Below are 17285 nucleotides of genomic sequence, written 5' to 3'. Positions count from 1 at the left end.
CTCTGAAAGCCACCTCATGACCCAATCCCTCAAAGTCGCCGTGATGGGCGCCGGCGCCGTCGGTTGCTACTTCGGCGGCATGCTCGCTCGCGCCGGGCACGAGGTGGTGCTGATCGCCCGGCCCCAGCATGTGGAAGCCATCGCCCGCGACGGCCTGCGCATGGAAACCAAAACCTTCGACGAGCATGTGCGCCTGGCCGCCAGCGCAGACCCGGGCGCGGTGCAGGGCGCCAACCTGGTGCTGTTCAGCGTCAAGTCCACCGACACCGAATCGGCCGGCGCGCTGATTCGGCCGCACCTGCCGGCCGATGCCCTGGTGCTGTGCCTGCAAAACGGTGTGGACAACGCCGACCGCCTGCGTACCGTGCTGCCGCAGCACGCCGTGGCCGCCGCGGTGGTGTACGTCGCCACCGAAATGGCCGGCCCCGGCCACGTCAAGCACCACGGCCGCGGCGAGCTGGTGATCGAGCCGGCTGTTTCCAGGTCCTTTTCCAGCGAAGGTGTGGCCCAGGCCCTCATTGCCGCCGGTGTGCCGACCGAGATTTCTGACAACGTGCGCGGCGCGCTGTGGGCCAAGCTGATCCTCAACTGCGCCTACAACGCCGTCTCGGCCATCGCCCAGCTGCCGTATGGCAAAACGGTGCAGGGCGAGGGCGTGAAAGACGTGATGAGCGACGTAGTGGCCGAATGCCTGGCCGTGGCCAAGGCCGAGAGCGTGCAGGTGCCCGGCGACGTAGACGCCGCCATCCGCAAGATCGCCGAAACCATGCCCAGCCAATTTTCATCGACCGCGCAAGACCTGGCGCGCGGCAAGCGCAGCGAGATCGACTACCTCAATGGCCTGATCGTGAAGCGCGGCGAGGCGCTGGGGATCAACACGCCGGCGAATCGGGTGTTGTGGGCGTTGGTGAAGTTGATGGAGTCGAAGAGACCTTAGGACCCTTAGGGCCCGCGTTCTCGCGCGCCTTCGAAGGGAGGGGGCAATCTCTTCGCTTCAGCGCTCCGGGTTGCCGAGCAGTGTGGAGATCACCCGCCAGTGCCGCGCTTCCCGGCTGCCAATTCAGACCTGCTCTGCCGCCGCCTGCGCAAGCAGCCAGGTGCGAAATACCTTGAGCGCTTCGAGCCCGGACGATTCTTCCGGATAGACCAGGTAGTAACCGCGTGTAGACACCCATTGCTTCCTTGAAAGCCGGCGCAACCGGCCGGTCGCTACCGCATCGTTGGCCATGAAGTCAGGCAGCAGCACTGCGCCCAAACCTACCACCGCAGCATTCAGGGCCATCGACATCAACTCGTAGCGTGGCCCCTCTTGCCCGGTACCGATTTCGATGCCGGAGTGGTCGAACCATTTTTGCCACGCGTCCAATACCGTCGTGTGGTGCACCAATGCGGACAACGGTGTCCGGGACGTTAGCGATTTTCCGTTTTTGGCGATCCATGCCGGTGAGGCATACGGTGACATCGCCAGCGGCAAAACAAAATCGTTGTGCAGCCCGGCACGCTTCCCGTCGCCAAATTCGAGTGAAGCGTCCACCGGCGTGCTCTTGAAATCAACCGACCCTACTCGGGTGGCGAAATTCAGGGTGATCTCGCTGTACGCGCGCGTGAAGTCTGGCAGGCGCGGAATTAACCAATAGCTGCCCAGCGACGCGCCGACCGACAGCGTGAGCGAACCCCCGCGTCCCTTAAGGGCCATAACATTGGCCGTCGCGCGTTCGAGGCGCTGGAGAATGGTGCTCACTTCGTCCAGGTAATAACGGCCGGCTTCGGTGAGGATGACCGCATCCCGGCGCCGCACAAACAGCTTTACGTCAAGGCGGCTTTCAAGCGCCATGATCTGACGGCTGACTGCGCCCTGCGTCAAGTGCAGCTCTTGCGCGGCTGCAGTGAAGGACCGCAACCGTGCGCTAGCCTCAAGGCATACCAGGGACATAGTGGAAGGTGCGCGCAACATCATGGTGCATGAGAAAAAAACATGGAAGACGCACAAATTGTCGTTTGTAGCTAAAGATTTGTCCAAGCATCATTCAGTTTTCTCATTGCCCAACCTTAAAGGCAGCCCCCATGACCGAATTAAAAGCGAACCGGCGAACGCTCCTCAAACTAGGTGCCATCGCGATGGCCTCATCGCCCCTGCTGGCACGCGCTGCCTGGCCAGACCGGCCCATCCGGCTAATCGTGCCGTCTGCTGCAGGCGGCTCGCCCGACAACATTTGTCGCATCCTGACTAGCGAGTTGATGAAGACGCTGGGGCAGCCTTTTGTGATCGACAACAAGCCTGGCGCAAGCGGCAACATTGGCATGCAGGAGATTGCACGCGCCGCGCCGGATGGCTACACCCTGGGCTACGGCAATGTGGGCACGCTGGCGATCAACAGATCCCTTTTTGCGAAGCTGCCTTACGACCCCGACAAGCAACTGGTCCCGGTAGCGCTTATCGGCTATGTGCAAAACGCGCTCGTCGTCAGGAACGACCTTGGCGTGAAGAACGTGACCGAGTTGATCGCACTGGCCAAATCCAGGCCCGGCAAACTCAGCATGGCTTCTCCAGGCAACGGCACCACGGGCCATCTGGGTGGTGAGTTATTCAAGAGCATGACGGGCACCTTTATGACCCACGTGCCCTATCGTGGCAGTCCGCAGGCCATTCAGGACCTGATGGGCGGTCAGGTCGACCTGATGTTCGATAACCTGTCGTCCATCGCACCGCACATCAAGAACGGCCGTATCAAGGCACTCGGCGTTTCAGGCCGGGCGCGCAGCCCGCTGTTTCCCGACGTGCCGACCATTGGCGAGTTCATCAAGGGCTATGAAACTACTGCTTGGGGCGGTATCGTGGCGCCCGCCGGCACACCGCGCGACATCGTGATGCGGCTCAACGGCGAAATCAACAAGGTACTGGGTAACGCCGCGATCAATGAGCGCTATGCTGCCATTTCCTTCGAGACAACCATCGGGCCGCCCGACCGCCTGTTTGATCGCGCCCTGCGGGAGACACGGATGTGGGCGGAGGTCGTCAAGCGCGCCGGCGTTCAGGTGGATTGAAAGCGTATGTTCGATTTCATCATTGAAGGCGGCGAGGTCATTGACGGGACTGGGGCGGCCCGGGTGCGTGCCGACCTGGGTGTGTCCCAGGGAAAAATCGTCTCCATCGGCGACCTGTCGTCTGTGCCGGCGAGCGAACGGGTAAGCGCACACGGGCGGATTGTCGCGCCGGGCTTTATCGATGCGCATACCCATGATGACCGCTTGCTGCTCATGCCCACGGTGGGCCCCCACCCCAAGCTGTCACAGGGCGTGACGACGGTTGTGTCCGGTAATTGTGGGGTCAGCCTTGCCCCGCTGGAGACTGAAAATCCGCCACCGCCGCTGGACATCCTGGGAACGGACGGCTGGGTATACCGGAGTTTTTCGGCATATCTGGATGCGCTGGCCCAGTCCAGTCTGGCCGTCAACGTCGCCTGCCTCGTCGGCCATTCCACGCTACGGGTCAAGTATGTGGCGGACCTTGAAAGGGCAGCGACGCCTGCGGAATCGGCGGGCATGGCGGCCGAGCTCACTGCCGCACTGGCTGCAGGGGCTATCGGGCTGTCGACGGGTTTGTACTACCCACCGGCAAAAGCCGCGACGGCCGAAGAAGTGATGGCCGTAGGCGCGCAGCTCAAGGCAGCCGGGGGCATCGTGACCATGCACATCCGCGACGAAGGCGATGCCATCGACGAGGCGCTGCGCGAGGCACTGCACATAGGCCGGGAACTGGGTGTGGGCACCGTGATTTCCCATCACAAACTGGTCGGCACAGCCAACCACGGCCGGTCCGTGCAGACATTGGCCATGCTGGAGCAAGCGGCGCAAGGGCAGTCGGTGTGCTTTGACTGCTACCCCTACAACGCTTCGTCCACCATGCTGCTGTCGTCCCGTGTGAAACAGTCGAGCGATGTGCTTGTGACGTGGTCCCAGCCTGAGCCTGGCGTTGCAGGACGCTCCCTGAAAGATCTTGCGCGCGAGAGAAATCAATCCGCAGAAGAGGTGGCGCAAGCATTGCAGCCGGCCGGAGCCATCTACTTCGCAATGAGTGAGGAAGACGTCAGCCGTATCCTGAGCCACCCGATGGCGATGATCGGCTCGGACGGCCTGGCACATGACGTGCGGCCGCATCCGCGCTTGTGGGGGACCTTTCCCCGGGTGCTGGGACACTACGTGCGCGAGAGAAAGCTGTTCCCGCTTGAGGCCGCCATCTACAAAATGACGGGACTCACCGCACGGCGTTTCGGCCTCGCCGGCCGGGGAACCCTGGCAGTGGGAAATCACGCGGACATCGTTATCTTCGATGAGCACCGTGTGAGCGCCAACGCCAGTTACGAGCATCCCACCGAAGTAAGTTCGGGGATCGATGCAGTTTTTGTCAATGGCCGCCTCGCCTGTCGCGATGGCCTCACCGTCTGCGTGGATGCAGGCACGGTGCTCCGCAAGCAGGGTGCTTTGCCATGACCGCGCCGCATGTTGTTGGCATTCTGGGGGGCATGGGTCCGGCGGCCGGCAGTGACTTTTCAAGACTCTTCGTCAATGCCTGTGAAGTTGTTCTGGTCGCGCGGGGCGAGCCCGTCACCGACCAGGCGTTCCCCGAACACTGGCTGGCCCAAGTCCCCCTGCCAGACCGCACTGAAGCCCTCTTGGGAGAAAAAGAAACGCCGCTGCCAGGAATGCTCAAGGCCCTGCGGCAACTATCGGCGTTAGGGGCCAGGTCCGTCGCGGTGGCCTGCAACACCGCACATGCCTGGCATGAGGAACTGCAGGCTCGCTGTCCCGACATTGAACTGTTGCACATCGTCAGGGAAACGACCCGGCAACTGGCTATCGAGGGGGTAACCGCTGTCGGGCTGATGGCCACGGTGGGAACGCACCGCCTCGGCTTGTACGAGGCCTCTCTTGGTCGCGCGGGAATTCGCCATTACGTACCGACCGCTGAAGAGCAGGCGCTGGTCATGCGAGGAATCGTTCAAGGCGTCAAGGGAGGTGACCTTCCCTTGGCGCGGGCCTGTTTCGAAGAGGTCGCCGGGCACCTGGCGCTTCGGCATGGTGTCAAGACCCTTGTCCTCGCCTGCACGGAAATCCCCCTGGCGTTGCAATCCGTCCCAGGCTACCCGGAGGTGCGCCTGGTGAATCCGGCTGATATGCTGGCGAAGGCGTTGGCAGAACGTGCGTATTCGCAAGCAGGCTTCTTTGGCTGACCAAGCAGGCTGATTGGAGAAGTCTCCGTTAGTCGCTTCAACGTGCTGAGCCGTCCAACAGTTCTGAAATAACCCGCCAGTGCTGCGGCTCGACTGGCGTGATCGACAAGCGGTTGCCCTTGCGCAGCACCACCAGATCCTCAAGGGCGTCATTCGCGCGCAGCTCGGGCAGGGTGAGTTTGCGGGTCTTGTGCAGCATCTGCACATCCACCAACAGCCAGCGTGGTTCGTCTGGCTTTGATTTAGCGTCGTAATAAGGCGACTTCGGGTCGAACTGGGTCGGGTCAGGGTAGGGCGTGGACGCTACCTGTGCAATGCCGACGATGCCGGGCTCGGCACAACTGGAGTGGTAGAACAGCACGCCATCGCCCACGCGCATCCCGTCACGCATGAAGTTGCGCGCCTGGTAGTTGCGTACGCCGACCCAGGGCACTGTGGCCTTGGGGGCAGCCAGCGCATCGTCCACCGAGCATTCCTCGGGTTCGGATTTCATGAGCCAATAGCTTGTCATGGGGTTTGCCTTGGTGGGTCATTTTGGGAAGGAGTTGAGCTTAGCGGACGAACGAGGCAAAGAAAAGCTACCTTCCGGACGGTGACCGGGGGGGCGTGGCGAGATCGACTACCTCAATGGCCTGATCGTGCAGCGCGGCGAGGCGCTGGGCGTTGCCACGCCGGCGAACCGGGTGTTGTGGGCCTTGGTGAAGCTGCTGGAAGGCAAGCAATCCGCCGCGGGGTCACCCGCTCGTTAGTGCAGTGCCGATCATCTCCTTCCCCCGCTGGGAGAAGGCCGGGATGGGGGCTCACGGCGTAGGCGTCGGGCAACCATGCTGACTCGGTCGCCGCTGGCCCCCACCCCAACCCTCCCCCGGAAGGGGAGCGAGCTTCAGAGCTTAGCCCGCCAGGCCCACAAACACGTTCTGCACATCGTCGTTCGCGTCGATGGCGGCCAGGAAGGCTTCGACTTCTTCCAGGTGTGCGGGGTCAAGGCTCGCGGGGTCAATCGGGTTCTTGGGTTTGTAGCCCAGCTTGGCGGAAATGACCGTGAAGCCCTGGGCGGGCAGGGCGCGGCTCACCAGATCGAGATCGGTGGGGGCGGTCAGGAACAGCGTGGTGCCCTCCTCGTGGCCCGGCTCAAAGTCCTCGGCGCCCGCTTCAATGGCCGCCACTTCGGGGTCGCTGCCCGCAACCACGGGCTCGGCCTCGATCATGCCCACATGGTCAAAATCCCAGGCCACCGAGCCGGAAGCGCCCAGGTGACCCTTGCGAAACAGTACACGCATTTCAGGCGCGGTGCGCTTGACGTTGTCGGTCAGGCATTCCACCATCACCGGCACCTGATGCGGCGCAAAGCCTTCGTACATCACGTGCTCGAAATGCACCGCCTCGCCCGTGAGCCCCGCGCCTTTCTTGATGGCCCGCTCCAGCGTGTCCTTGGGCATGGACACCTTGCGTGCCTGCTCCACGACCAGGCGCAGACGCGAATTGGAGGCCGGGTCGGCCCCGCCGCGCGCGGCGACCATGATGTCCTTGGCCAATCGTCCGAACAGCTTGCCCCGGGCATCGGCGGCCTGCGCCTTGCCTTTTGCTTTCCACTGTGCACCCATGATTCATGTTCCTTAAAGTTGTAGCGTCTTCGACGTGTATTTAGTATTTATATAGATATAGGGGCTGGCCAGGAATGCATCATTCATCTGCGTCTTCGCGTCCCCGCACCCACCGAAGCAAAGGTCATCCGCAGCTTGCTTTTAGCGCTACGGGATGCCCAGCAGTTTACAGATGACCCGCCAGTGCTTCGGCTCAACCGGCGTGATCGACAGGCGGTTCCCCCTGCGCAGCACCACCAGGTCTGCAAGGGCGTCATTGGCGCGCAGCTCGGGCAGGGTGAGGTTGCGCGTCTTGTGCAGCACCTGCACATCCACCAGCAGCCAGCGCGGCTCCTCTGGCTTTGACTTGGCGTCGTAGTAAGGCGACTTCGGGTCAAACTGCGTCGGGTCAGGGTAGGGCGTGGACGCCACCTGCGCAATGCCGACGATGCCGGGTTCGGCACAACTCGAGTGGTAGAACAGCACGCCGTCGCCGACGCGCATCCCGTCGCGCATGAAGTTGCGCGTCTGGTAGTTGCGCACGCCGACCCAGGGGATCGTGGCCTTGGGGGCCACCAGCGCATCGTCCACCGAGCATTCCTCGGGTTCGGATTTCATTAGCCAGTAGTTCATGGTTTGATGAGGTGTCAAGGCTTCACGATCTGCACGGATAAGGGCGCCACCCCTACGCATCAGTGGCGCGGCGGGGGCGTTTCAGCCCCCAGCTTAGCCGAACACCGGCCCGGTGTCAGCCGGTGCGGCGCCTTGCCGCTGCCTGGRCAATATCCGGCGGCAGGCGCCTGAGCATCCAGCGGATCGCCAGCGGCACCAGCACCAGGTCATCAACCGCGCCAATCACGGGCAGCACATCCGGGATGAGATCAATGGGCGAGAAGAGGTACAGCACTATCAGCGCGGTGCCCAGCTTCAGCCAGCCCGGTGCGTCGGGGTGGCGCAGCGCAAACCACAGCTGCCGCGCGTCGCCGCGCAGCACGGCCCACAGCAGGGTCAGGCGTTTCAACATGACAACTCCTCGATGACCGGCCCCGGCGGGCCGTGTTCAGCCTGGTTGGTGTTGCATGCTTGACGGATAGCGTGCAACACCACACTAGATGGCGCCGGCCGTGCCCGCTGCAAGGGCTTGTTCACCGGGCGTTACATTCCGCTCATCGAGCCGTGTGCGGAGCTCAAGCGTGTTCGAAATCGATATAGCTTTTTTCTGCATCCACCGCCACCAGCCTGACGCGCACCGTGTCGCCCACGTCCAGCCCTTCAAAACCGCGCACCACCCGGCCTTCCAGCATGGGGCTGCTAATGCGCACGTAGGTACCTTTGGCCGCGGCGCCGGTGACGATGGCGTCGAAGACCTCGCCAATGCGCCGCTGCAGCAGCCAGGCCCCTGCGGCCTTCAGCACCTGGCGCTCGACCTTGCTGGCGTTGTCTTCCTGCAGCGTGCAATGCCGGGCGATCCCGGTGAGCTGTTCGGCCGAATAGGGCGGCGCCTCGCCCGCGAGGGAGGCCTTCAACAGGCGCTGCGTCACCAGGTCGGGAAAGCGCCGGTTGGGCGCGGTGGAATGTGCGTAGTCGTTCACCGCGAGCCCGAAGTGCCCCAATCCGTTGGCCTCCGCTGTACCGGTGGTAGCGGGTGCGGCCGCGTACTCGCCCGAGCCCAGCATCTTCACCACCGCCAGCGACAGATCGGCGAAACCGGCTGGGTCGGCCAGGCGTCGCGTGCACAGGAAGCGGTCGAGCGCCAGAGCATCGGGCGCCGCGGGCAGCTGCACCCCATGGCTAGAGGCCAGCGCGACGATGCGGTCCCAACGGCGCGGCGCCTGCAGCAAGCGGCGCAGCGAGGGGAAGCCCTTGTCGACCAGAAAGCGGGCCGTCGCGCCGTTGGCCGCAATCATGAGGTCGGCGATCAGGTCCTTGGCGCGGTTTTTCTCGTCGGGGCGCAGGTCCGTCAGTTGCCCGTTCTTGAACACCGGGCGGGCGGACACCGTGTTGACATTCAGCGCGCCGCGCGTCTGGCGCCATTGCCGCAGCTGGCCGGCCAGTGCGTCGTGCAAACGCACCTGGTCCTCCAGTCCCGGGACGCTGGCGATCTGCGGCGGTGGCGGCCCCACATCGTCGAGCCACGCCGAGACGGCGTCGTAGGTGAGCTTGGCGCGATTGAGCACCGCCGCCCGGTAGATGTTTGATTCGGACACCGTGCCGTCTGCCGCTACCTGCATGTCGACCACCACCGCCAGGCGCTCCTGGCCTTCGTGCAGCGAGGTGAGGTCGGTAGACAGGACCTCCGGCAGCATCGGGAACACGCCCGCCGCCGTGTACACCGAGGTGGTGTTGACGGCCGCATGGCCATCCACCGCGCCGCCGGGCCGCACCATGGCATCGACATCGGCCACGGCCACCCGCAGGCGCGTGCTGCCAGCGGCCAGCGGCTCGGCCACGCTCAGCTGGTCGAGGTCGCGCGTGTCGTCGTTGTCAATCGAGAACCAGGTCAGATGGCGCAGGTCGTGGATGGTGCCATTGCGTTCAGGGCCCGTCCGGCGCGCGGCTTCGGCCTCTTGCAAGGCCTGCGGCGCAAAGGCGGGCAGCAAACCTCGGGAGCGCATCGCCTCGACGGCGATTCGGTGCAGATTGATGGTGTCCATAAGGTGCCAGTGGGTGATTTGTAGCAATGTACCCGCTGGTGATGACCGGGACGGCGTTGTCGGGGCCAGCGCACCTCGACAAGCTCGCGCAATCAGTTGCCACCCCTGAACTCACCCCTGAACCGCTGAAAAAGTTTTAAAAAAGCTGCTGAAATTGCAATAAGCAGGGCAGCTTCTGTCACAAAACGGCACCGCCAGCCGTCTTGTAGGTATGTGCATCTCAATTCCGAGTCACTTAAACCCGAAGGAAACACATGACCGAAGCTCGACTCCCCTGGACCCAACTCGCACCCAAGGCCTACCAGGCCATGGCCAGCGTGGGAGCCGCAACCGCCACCTCAACCATGGGCATGCCCCTCATCGAACTGGTGAAGACCCGTGTGTCGCAAATCAACGGCTGCGCCTTTTGCGTCGATATGCATGTGCGCGATCTGCGCAAGCACGGGGAAACCTGGCTACGCATCAACAGCCTCTCGACCTGGCGCGAAGTCGGCTTTTACAGCGAGCGCGAGCGCGCCGCATTGGCCTGGGCCGAAACCATGACCCGGCTCGCCGACGAGCATGGCGACCACGACACCGCCTTCGCGGCGCTGCAGGGCCAGTTCAGTGAACAGGAAATTGTCGATCTCACCTGGGTTGTCGCGCAGATCAACGCCTGGAACCGCATGGCGGTGGGCATGCGGCAACCGCCGTCCGGCAAGCCGCTGGAGTGACCGGAATCCCTTGAGCCGCAACCGGCATCTGCAATTCACCCCCGTCGGGAGCGGGCTCGCGTGCATGCGCGTGGGCCCGGTCTCGCCAACAAACTTGAAGAGTCATCCATGAAAAAAATCTGCATCCCCCTGTTTCTGGCAACAAGCGCGCTGTTCGCCCAGCCAGCCTTGGCCAGCGGCATCGAGGGCGTCAGCGTCACGCCGCTCATGTCCAAAGACCTTTCCGACCTGCCCGGCAAGGAAGGCCTGGTCATCACCGTGGACTACGCACCCGGCGCTGCCGACCCTGTGCACCGCCACCGCGCACACGGTTTTATCTACGTGCTCGAAGGCTCCATCGTGATGCAGGTCAAGGGCGGGAAAGAAGTCACGTTGACACCTGGGCAGACTTTTTATGAAGGCCCCAACGACATTCACACCGTTGGCCGCAACGCCAGCACCACCCAGCCCGCAAAGTTCCTGGTGATGCTGATCAAAAAGAAGAAGGCCGAGGTCCTGGAACTCGTGAAGTGAAGTGACGTGAAGTGAGTTGAGCAGGGCCGGAAAATCGGGCTCAAAAAAGCGGTACGGGGTCCGGATTTTTGGTCACCAAACCTGAACCGCCTGGCGGTCAAGGCAAGTCCAGGACAACGTTGCCCACCACCTTCCCGCCTTCAACGGCCTCGTGCGCGCCAGCAATATCGTCCAATGCAAAGCGGGCGCCTACCGTGTGCAATAGCCGCCCCTTGGCCAGCAAGTCGGTCAGGTTTTTGATCGCCATCTGCCGGTCGACCGGGGTGAGGTCATAGACCAGAAAGAATCGCAAGCTGATCGAGCTGAACAGCAAAGTGCGAAACGGAACCGGCGCGTCGCCATACGCATTCGAGCCATAGCAAACGAGCGTGCCATGAGGCGCGAGCGCGCCGTCGGGCAGTAACTGTAGGGTGGACGAGAAATCCATGTCGACGATGGCGTCCACGCCGCGGCCGGCAGTGAGCTCCTTCACCCGCTGCGCGACAGGCTCGGTCTTGTAGTTGATCGTCGCTTTGACGCCGGCATCCAGCGCGTGCTTTGCTTTCTCTACCGACCCGACGGTGCCTATCACCTCCGCACCGCCAATGACTGCCAGCTGCGCAGCATAGTGACCAACCGCAGACGACGCGCCGATCACCAATACGGTTTTTCCGGAGATGTCGCCCAGCAGGTGGATCGCCTGACAGGCGGTCATCGCCGGGATGCCGAGGCAGGCGGCAGCCGCAAAATCCGTCGTGACCGGCAGCCTCACGGCCTGCGCCTCGGGCAGCGCAATGTATTCAGCGGCGGTGCCCATCGGTCGCTGCCATTGCCCATTCCAGATCCAGACGCGTTCGCCAACTCGGCTGGACGACACACCGTCGCCCACCATGTCAATCACGCCGGCGCCGTCGCTGTGCGGCACGATGCGCTCGGTGCCCAGCGGCCGGCCAAGCCTTGACTTGACATCCGAGGGGTTGACGCCCGACGTCGCAAGTTTGACGCGAACTTCTCCCGGTGCGGGCATCGGCGTTGGCAGTTCGCCAACCACCAGGACCTCACGGGCCACACCGTTTTTTGAATACCAGGCAGAACGCATGATGACTTTGTCCTAATTTGTTGTCTTCATAAGCACAGATTGATTGAAGAGAAAGCCGCTAAAAGCCAAATTGAGGATACAAGAAAATATGGGAACTGGGTATCGCCTCATTGGGGGTTGGTTGCGACTGTCAGGGTAGGGCGTGGACGCCACCTGCGCAATGCCACCATCGCCAGGCGTTCCTGCCCTTCGTGCAGCGAGGTGAGGTCGGTGGACAGGACCTCCGGCAGCATCGGGAACACGCCGGCCACCGTGTACACCGACGTGGTGTTGACGGCCGCATGGCCATCCACCGCGCCGCCGGGCCTCACCATGGCATCGACATCGGCCACGGCCACCCGCAGGCGCGTGCAGCCAGCAGCCAGCGGCTCGGCCACGCTTAGCTGGTCGAGGTCGCGCATGTCGTCGTTGTCAATCGAGAACCAGGTCAGATGGCGCAGGTCGTGGATGGTGCCATTGCGTTCAGGGCCCGTTCGGCGCGATTTGTTTCTTGCCCAGTGCGACACCGAAAGTCCCAACGTATCATCTCCGGCACCCAGAACCTGAACGATGCCGCAATCCGACTGATCGCCATGATCGCCATGATCGCCATGATCGCGAAGGTGCTGACCGTGGGTTCTCGCTTTTTGGTCGTAACCATCCGCCAGAAGCTCGAACCACGCAGAACCCCTAGTTGCGGGCGCTCTGCGCCATGTCAGGCATCTGGCCCACATAGCGGCCCCGTGGGCGGATCACTTGCGCCACGCCCAATTGTTCCAGGCTGTGCGCCAACAGTCCCACGCTACGCGCCGTTGCGAACAGGCCAAAGGCCGCATCGGCGGGCAGTCGATGATGCGCAACCAGGGCCGCCAAGGCTACGTCTATGTTGGGCTGCAAACCGGTCAGCATGGTCACCTTTTCTATGAAGCGCGCGATCACGTCCGGGGGCTCGAACAACGCCAGCAAGGTGGCTGCGCGCGGATCACCGTCGGGATAGAGGTGGTGGCCAAAACCTGCCAGAGGCAGGCCGGTCGACAGGTAGTGGGCGAGCACCTGGTCCTCCCCTAGCCGTTCCACTTCGCTGAACAGCGCCTGAACTCGGCCTGAGGCATCGCCATGCAAGGGCCCCGAGAGGGTGGTCAATCCAGCCAGGAGGCAAGCCGGCAACGAGGCACCTGTCGAGGCCGCAATGCGTGCGACAAACGCTGAACTTGTCAACTCGTGGTCGACCAGCAAGACCATGGCCGTTCGCAACAAATCGGCCACCTGCGTCGATTGCTTCCACGCTTGCGCAAAGCGCAGATGCAGCGGTTGGCTCCCGTGCCGGGCACCGAACGCATTGGCCAGCTGACCCACCAGACTCTGGCCCTCGCTGTGCAGCACCCGGGTCAAACGTCCACGGGTCGAATGCCCGGTGGCGGCCAAACTGGCCAAGGCCGTGAAAGCAGCGACTCGCCCAGGCGGGCCCGAGTGCATCTGCGCAGATGCCGCAGAGGACGAAAAGTCGAGGGGTAGCTCGGCGGCCCACAACAGTTGAGCCACGTCTTCCAGGTTGGCCGACCGGGCCAGGTTCACCGCATCCTGGCCCCGGTAATACGGGCGCCCGCGAAAGAACGCGCACAGGGCCGTAGGGATGCTGGGCTCCGAGCCGAAGAGCGTGTTGGCGGCCAGGGTTTCATGTTTGCGGCCGGCCTGTTTGCGTTTGGCCAGGCCGGCAACATCCTCGGCGCGGTAAAGGCTACGGCGCGTATCGGCCGGATCGGGCATGACCTCCAGCTTGCCGCGGCTCACGTAGGCGTAAACCGTTTGAGGTCGCACACCAAGTAGGTGGCACGCCTCATTCATCGAAATCCAGGAAGCCATGGTCGAGCTTAAGAAATTTATATATATTGATTTTATACATCAATATTGACCAATTTATCAATCATTTACTAACATGCCCACATCTTTGAAAAAGCACCTTGAACACATGGGCCTCGTCTGCCCCCACTTGAATGAATTGACATGAAACCTCAGCTCCTCCAGCTCAATCCCATCCTGATCCCTGCGATCAACGACAAGCTCGCATCGCTCTACACCGTCCACAAATTCTTCGAGGTGACGGACCAGCAGGCCTGGCTGCGTGAACATGGCGCATCCATCGCCGCCGTGATCACCGGCGGGCACACCGGCATTTCGCAAGCGATGCTGGAGCAGTTGCCTGGCCTCAAGGTGGTGGCCGTCAATGGCGTCGGCACCGATGCGGTGGATCTGGCCTACTGCCGAGGCCGTGGCCTGCCCGTCACCGCAACCCTGGGTGCGCTGACCGAAGACGTCGCCGATCTGGCCATTGGCTTGCTGATCGCTGCCTGCCGAAACCTGTGTGCCGGCGACCGCTTCGTGCGCGACGGCCAGTGGGAACTTCGCCCCCAGCCCAGCGCCATCCCTCTTGCTCGCCGGTTCAGCGGTATGCGCGTTGGTATCGTCGGTATGGGTCGGGTTGGCCGCGCCGTCGCGGTTCGGGCGGCGGCCTTTGGCTGCCCGATCAGCTATACCGACCTGCGCCCCATGGACGACATAGCGCACCGGTTTGTGACTAACCTGGTGGACCTCGCGTATGACTCCGACGCGTTGGTGCTGTGCGCGGCGGCAGACACCGCCGAAGGCATCGTCGACGCGGCCGTGCTCGAAGCGCTCGGCCCACGCGGCTTCCTGGTCAACGTCGCCCGCGGCCGCCTGGTCAATGAGGCCGACCTGACAGAGGCGCTGGCGGCCGGCCGCATCGCCGGTGCGGGCCTGGACGTGTTCGTTGACGAACCCCGCGTTCCCCTGGCGCTGCGCCAGTCCGACAGCGTGACCCTGCAGGCGCACCGCGCCAGTGCCACCTGGGAGACCCGGACCGCCATGGGCGAGATGGTGCTGGCCAGCATCGCGCAGGCCCTGGCCGGCGAGCGCCCGGCGATGAGCCTGACCACCTGAGCTGGCAAAAAAAAAGAACACCACAGAACACCCAGGAGACAAATCCATGCATTTCCCCCGGTTCAGCCGATACTTCCCGCTCAGCCTGGCCATCGCCCTCGGCCTGATGGTGGCCGCGCCCGCCTTCGCGCAGGCCTACCCTTCCCGGCTGGTGACGCTGGTGGTGCCTTTCCCGCCCGGCGGCGGCACCGACACGGGCGCGCGCATCATCGCCGAGCAACTGGGCAGGCGCTGGGGGCAAACCGTCGTCATCGAGAACAAGGGCGGCGCAGCGGGGCAGATCGGCGCAGACCTGGTCGCCAAGGCCAAGCCGGACGGCTACACCCTGCTGCTGGGCAACATTGGCACGCAGGCGATCAATCCATCGCTGTATCCCAAGATGCCCTACAACCCGGACACGGCGTTTGCGCCCATCTCGCTGCTGGCCGAGCTGCCGCTGGCCATGATGGTCAACCCGGCCGTCCCGGCGAACACGGCCGCCGAATTCATCACCCTGGCCAAGTCCCGGCCGGGGCAGCTCAGCTACAGCAGCGCGGGGGCCGGCGGGGCACCGCACCTGGTGGCCGAGATGTTCAAGGAGCAGACCGGCTGCTTCATCCTGCATGTGCCTTACCGGGGCGGCGGTCCGGCCATCGCCGATCTGCTCGCCGGCCATGTGCAGTTGTCCTTCATGACGGTGCTGGAAGCGTCCGCGCATATCAAGGCCGGCAAGCTGCGCGCCCTGGCCGTGACCGCTGACAAGCGCGTGTCGGCGCTGTCCGACGTGCCCACGCTGTCGGAAACCGTGCTCCCCGGCTTCAATGCCATCTCGTGGCTGGGCTTGCTGGCCCCCGCCGGCACGCCACCGGCCATCGTGGACAAGATCGCGGCCGACGTTCGCAGCATCCTGGCGGACGAAGCGGTCAAGGCGCGCTTCGTGTCGCTGGGCGGCGTGCCGCGCGCGACCACCCCGCAGGAATTCACCCAGCTGATCGCAGAAGACAGGCGGCGCTACGCCCAGATCATTCGCAGCCGAAAAATCTCCACGGAATGAGCGCCATGACGGAGCTTGTTTTCCCCGCGCCTGCGCCGACGACCCTGGCCGTGACTGGCAGCACGGCGGTTTTTCCGGTGGGCCGCGTGTTTTGCATCGGCCGCAACTACCGCTGGCGTCAGGACGAGGCCACGCCCCTGGAGATGCCCGCCTGGTTCATGAAGCCCGCCAACGCGGTGGTGCCTGCGCACGGCGTCCTGCCTTACCCACCGGAGACAGACGACTTTTGCCATGAGATCGAGCTGGTCGTGGCCATCGGCCGTGGCGGCCGGAACATCGCCCCGGCCGATGTGGAGCCGCATCACATCTGGGGCTATGCCGCCGGGCTCGATCTCACGCGGCGCGACCTGCAGCAGCAAGCCAAGCGTGCCGGTGGCCCTTGGGAGGCCGCCAAAGCCTTCGACCACTCGGCCCCCTGCACACCCCTGGTACCGGCTGCGGCTTGCGGCCATCCGAGGCAGGGGAGCGTGTGGCTAACGGTCAACGGCATCGAACGGCAGCGCGCCGACCTGTCCGGCCTCTTGTGGCCGGTGCCCGAACTGGTGGCGATGCTGTCGCGGTCGGTGACGCTCGCGCCCGGCGACCTGATCTACACCGGCACACCCGCGGGCGTGGGCCCACTGCAACCTGGCGATGTTGTCCAGGGCGACGTGGCGGGCATCGGCCAGTTTTCCATGACCGTGGGCAGCACCAGCCCCGGAGATTCAACACCCATGACAGGAGACTCCCTTTGAACACCACCACCCCCAAGAAGATCGCGCTGGTCACAGGTGCAGGCAGCGGTATCGGCCGCGCCGCGGCCCTTGGCCTGCTTAACGACGGCTGGAGCGTCGTCCTGGCCGGCCGCCGTGCCGAGCCCTTGCAGGCGTTGGTGGCCGAGGCCCAAACGCGTGGCCAGACGGCGATGGCCGTGCCCACTGATGTGAGCGACCCGGTCAGCGTGGAGGCGCTGTTCGCCGCCATCGAGCACCGCTTCGGCCGACTCGATCTGCTGTTCAACAATGCCGGCGTGAACGCCCCGGCGGTGCCGATGGACGAGTTGCCGCTGGACAAATGGTTCAGCGTGATCAACACCAACGTGACCGGCGTGTTCCTGTGCGCGCGCGCCGCTTTCGGGCTGATGCGCCGCCAGTCGCCGCAGGGCGGACGAATCATCAACAATGGCTCGATCTCGGCGCACACGCCGCGCCCCTTCACCGCGCCCTACACCGTCAGCAAGCACGCGGTGACGGGCCTGACCAAGGCCGTGGCACTGGACGGGCGAGCCTTCAACATCGTGGCCAGCCAGATCGACATCGGCAATGCGCTGACCGAACTGTCCGAGCGCATGACCCGCGGCGTTTTGCAGGCCAACGGCACGGTCGCGCCTGAACCCATGATGGACGCCAACCACGTGGCCAACGCAGTGCGTCACATCGCCGCGCTGCCGCTGGACGCCAACGTGTTGAACATGACCATCATGGCCAGCGCCATGCCCTACGTCGGGCGCGGCTGAGAGCCAGGTGCAGAGCGTGTAGCGCGAAGGTATTTCATTGATTCCGCC

General features: G+C 63.9%; 19 protein-coding genes and 1 pseudogene. 11 read left to right on the top strand and 9 right to left on the bottom strand.

What is annotated here, in order from left to right:
- Window positions 1-16: 16 nt before the first annotated feature.
- On the top strand, window positions 17-937 hold the full coding sequence (locus AC1DUR_RS17025) for a ketopantoate reductase family protein (RefSeq protein WP_477717315.1): 921 nt from the start codon (window positions 17-19) through the stop codon (window positions 935-937).
- Between the two features lie 123 nt (window positions 938-1060).
- Here AC1DUR_RS17025 and AC1DUR_RS17020 read toward each other — a convergent pair whose 3' ends face one another.
- Window positions 1061-1933 (bottom strand): LysR substrate-binding domain-containing protein, encoded by an 873-nt coding sequence (locus tag AC1DUR_RS17020; protein WP_477717522.1) that lies wholly within the window; start codon window positions 1931-1933, stop codon window positions 1061-1063.
- A 131-nt stretch (window positions 1934-2064) separates the two neighbouring features.
- Here AC1DUR_RS17020 and AC1DUR_RS17015 point away from each other — a divergent pair, with 131 nt between their 5' ends.
- From AC1DUR_RS17015 to AC1DUR_RS17005, 3 genes are read left to right on the top strand one after another with little or no spacing between them, the layout of a single operon-like run.
- On the top strand, window positions 2065-3045 hold the full coding sequence (locus AC1DUR_RS17015) for a Bug family tripartite tricarboxylate transporter substrate binding protein (protein ID WP_477717314.1): 981 nt from the start codon (window positions 2065-2067) through the stop codon (window positions 3043-3045).
- A 6-nt stretch (window positions 3046-3051) separates the two neighbouring features.
- Window positions 3052-4491 (top strand): N-acyl-D-amino-acid deacylase family protein, encoded by a 1440-nt coding sequence (locus tag AC1DUR_RS17010; protein WP_477717313.1) that lies wholly within the window; start codon window positions 3052-3054, stop codon window positions 4489-4491.
- Window positions 4488-5231 carry an aspartate/glutamate racemase family protein gene (locus tag AC1DUR_RS17005; RefSeq protein WP_477717312.1) on the top strand — a complete coding sequence of 248 codons (744 nt, stop codon included), beginning with the start codon at window positions 4488-4490 and terminating at the stop codon, window positions 5229-5231. Before AC1DUR_RS17010 ends, AC1DUR_RS17005 begins: the two co-directional genes overlap by 4 nt.
- Window positions 5232-5268: 37 nt before the next feature.
- On the opposite strand, the gene AC1DUR_RS17000 is transcribed toward AC1DUR_RS17005, so the two are convergent.
- Window positions 5269-5742, bottom strand: coding sequence for an EVE domain-containing protein (locus AC1DUR_RS17000; protein WP_477717311.1), 474 nt, complete (start codon window positions 5740-5742; stop codon window positions 5269-5271).
- 88 nt (window positions 5743-5830) lie between these two features.
- Here AC1DUR_RS17000 and AC1DUR_RS16995 point away from each other — a divergent pair.
- Window positions 5831-5980, top strand: a pseudogene (locus AC1DUR_RS16995) (ketopantoate reductase family protein); the annotation flags it as partial.
- A gap of 141 nt (window positions 5981-6121) precedes the next feature.
- On the opposite strand, the gene AC1DUR_RS16990 reads toward AC1DUR_RS16995, so the two are convergent.
- The 4 genes from AC1DUR_RS16990 to AC1DUR_RS16975 all read right to left on the bottom strand — a co-directional run bounded on the left by AC1DUR_RS16990 (window position 6122) and on the right by AC1DUR_RS16975 (window position 9468).
- Window positions 6122-6835, bottom strand: a complete 714-nt coding sequence (locus tag AC1DUR_RS16990) for a YebC/PmpR family DNA-binding transcriptional regulator (protein WP_011483840.1) — start codon at window positions 6833-6835, stop codon at window positions 6122-6124.
- Window positions 6836-6982: 147 nt separating this feature from the next.
- The gene (locus AC1DUR_RS16985) at window positions 6983-7447 is read right to left on the bottom strand and encodes an EVE domain-containing protein (protein ID WP_477717310.1); all 465 of its coding nucleotides are present in this window, start codon (window positions 7445-7447) and stop codon (window positions 6983-6985) included.
- A gap of 115 nt (window positions 7448-7562) precedes the next feature.
- Entirely contained in the window at window positions 7563-7838 is a 276-nt protein-coding gene (locus tag AC1DUR_RS16980; protein WP_477721763.1) for a YkvA family protein, read from the bottom strand.
- Between the two features lie 163 nt (window positions 7839-8001).
- The gene (locus AC1DUR_RS16975; protein ID WP_477717308.1) at window positions 8002-9468 is read right to left on the bottom strand and encodes an RNB domain-containing ribonuclease; all 1467 of its coding nucleotides are present in this window, start codon (window positions 9466-9468) and stop codon (window positions 8002-8004) included.
- A gap of 254 nt (window positions 9469-9722) precedes the next feature.
- Between AC1DUR_RS16975 and AC1DUR_RS16970 the strand changes: the two genes are divergently transcribed.
- Window positions 9723-10181: a carboxymuconolactone decarboxylase family protein gene (locus AC1DUR_RS16970; protein WP_477717307.1), complete on the top strand. Its 459-nt coding sequence runs from the start codon at window positions 9723-9725 to the stop codon at window positions 10179-10181.
- 108 nt (window positions 10182-10289) lie between these two features.
- Window positions 10290-10694 (top strand): cupin domain-containing protein, encoded by a 405-nt coding sequence (locus AC1DUR_RS16965; RefSeq protein ID WP_477717306.1) that lies wholly within the window; start codon window positions 10290-10292, stop codon window positions 10692-10694.
- Between the two features lie 97 nt (window positions 10695-10791).
- Here the strand turns inward: AC1DUR_RS16965 and AC1DUR_RS16960 are convergent, their stop codons facing one another.
- From AC1DUR_RS16960 to AC1DUR_RS16950, 3 genes are all read right to left on the bottom strand, one after another.
- The gene (locus tag AC1DUR_RS16960; protein WP_477717305.1) at window positions 10792-11772 is read right to left on the bottom strand and encodes an NADPH:quinone reductase; all 981 of its coding nucleotides are present in this window, start codon (window positions 11770-11772) and stop codon (window positions 10792-10794) included.
- A gap of 107 nt (window positions 11773-11879) precedes the next feature.
- Window positions 11880-12290, bottom strand: coding sequence for a ribonuclease catalytic domain-containing protein (locus AC1DUR_RS16955; protein ID WP_477717304.1), 411 nt, complete (start codon window positions 12288-12290; stop codon window positions 11880-11882).
- 151 nt (window positions 12291-12441) lie between these two features.
- Complete coding sequence (locus tag AC1DUR_RS16950) at window positions 12442-13614, bottom strand: citrate synthase (RefSeq protein WP_477717303.1); 1173 nt, start codon at window positions 13612-13614, stop codon at window positions 12442-12444.
- Between the two features lie 141 nt (window positions 13615-13755).
- On the opposite strand from AC1DUR_RS16950, the gene AC1DUR_RS16945 reads away from it, so the two are divergent.
- Genes AC1DUR_RS16945 through AC1DUR_RS16930 form a run of 4 tightly spaced genes read left to right on the top strand, consistent with a single transcriptional unit; the run spans window position 13756 to window position 17237 of the window.
- Complete coding sequence (locus AC1DUR_RS16945) at window positions 13756-14709, top strand: 2-hydroxyacid dehydrogenase (RefSeq protein WP_477717302.1); 954 nt, start codon at window positions 13756-13758, stop codon at window positions 14707-14709.
- Between the two features lie 46 nt (window positions 14710-14755).
- Window positions 14756-15742, top strand: a complete 987-nt coding sequence (locus AC1DUR_RS16940; RefSeq protein ID WP_477717301.1) for a Bug family tripartite tricarboxylate transporter substrate binding protein — start codon at window positions 14756-14758, stop codon at window positions 15740-15742.
- A gap of 5 nt (window positions 15743-15747) precedes the next feature.
- Window positions 15748-16476, top strand: a complete 729-nt coding sequence (locus AC1DUR_RS16935) for a fumarylacetoacetate hydrolase family protein (protein WP_477717300.1) — start codon at window positions 15748-15750, stop codon at window positions 16474-16476.
- A complete protein-coding gene (locus tag AC1DUR_RS16930) occupies window positions 16473-17237 on the top strand; it encodes an SDR family oxidoreductase (RefSeq protein ID WP_477717299.1) in 765 nt (254 codons plus the stop codon). The genes AC1DUR_RS16935 and AC1DUR_RS16930 overlap by 4 nt, the downstream gene beginning before the upstream one ends.
- Window positions 17238-17285: the final 48 nt, after the last annotated feature.

The organism is Polaromonas sp. P4_F4, assembly GCF_056401355.1.
Note: the sequence above shows the minus strand (reverse complement) of the source record. Positions and strands in the feature narration are given on the sequence as shown.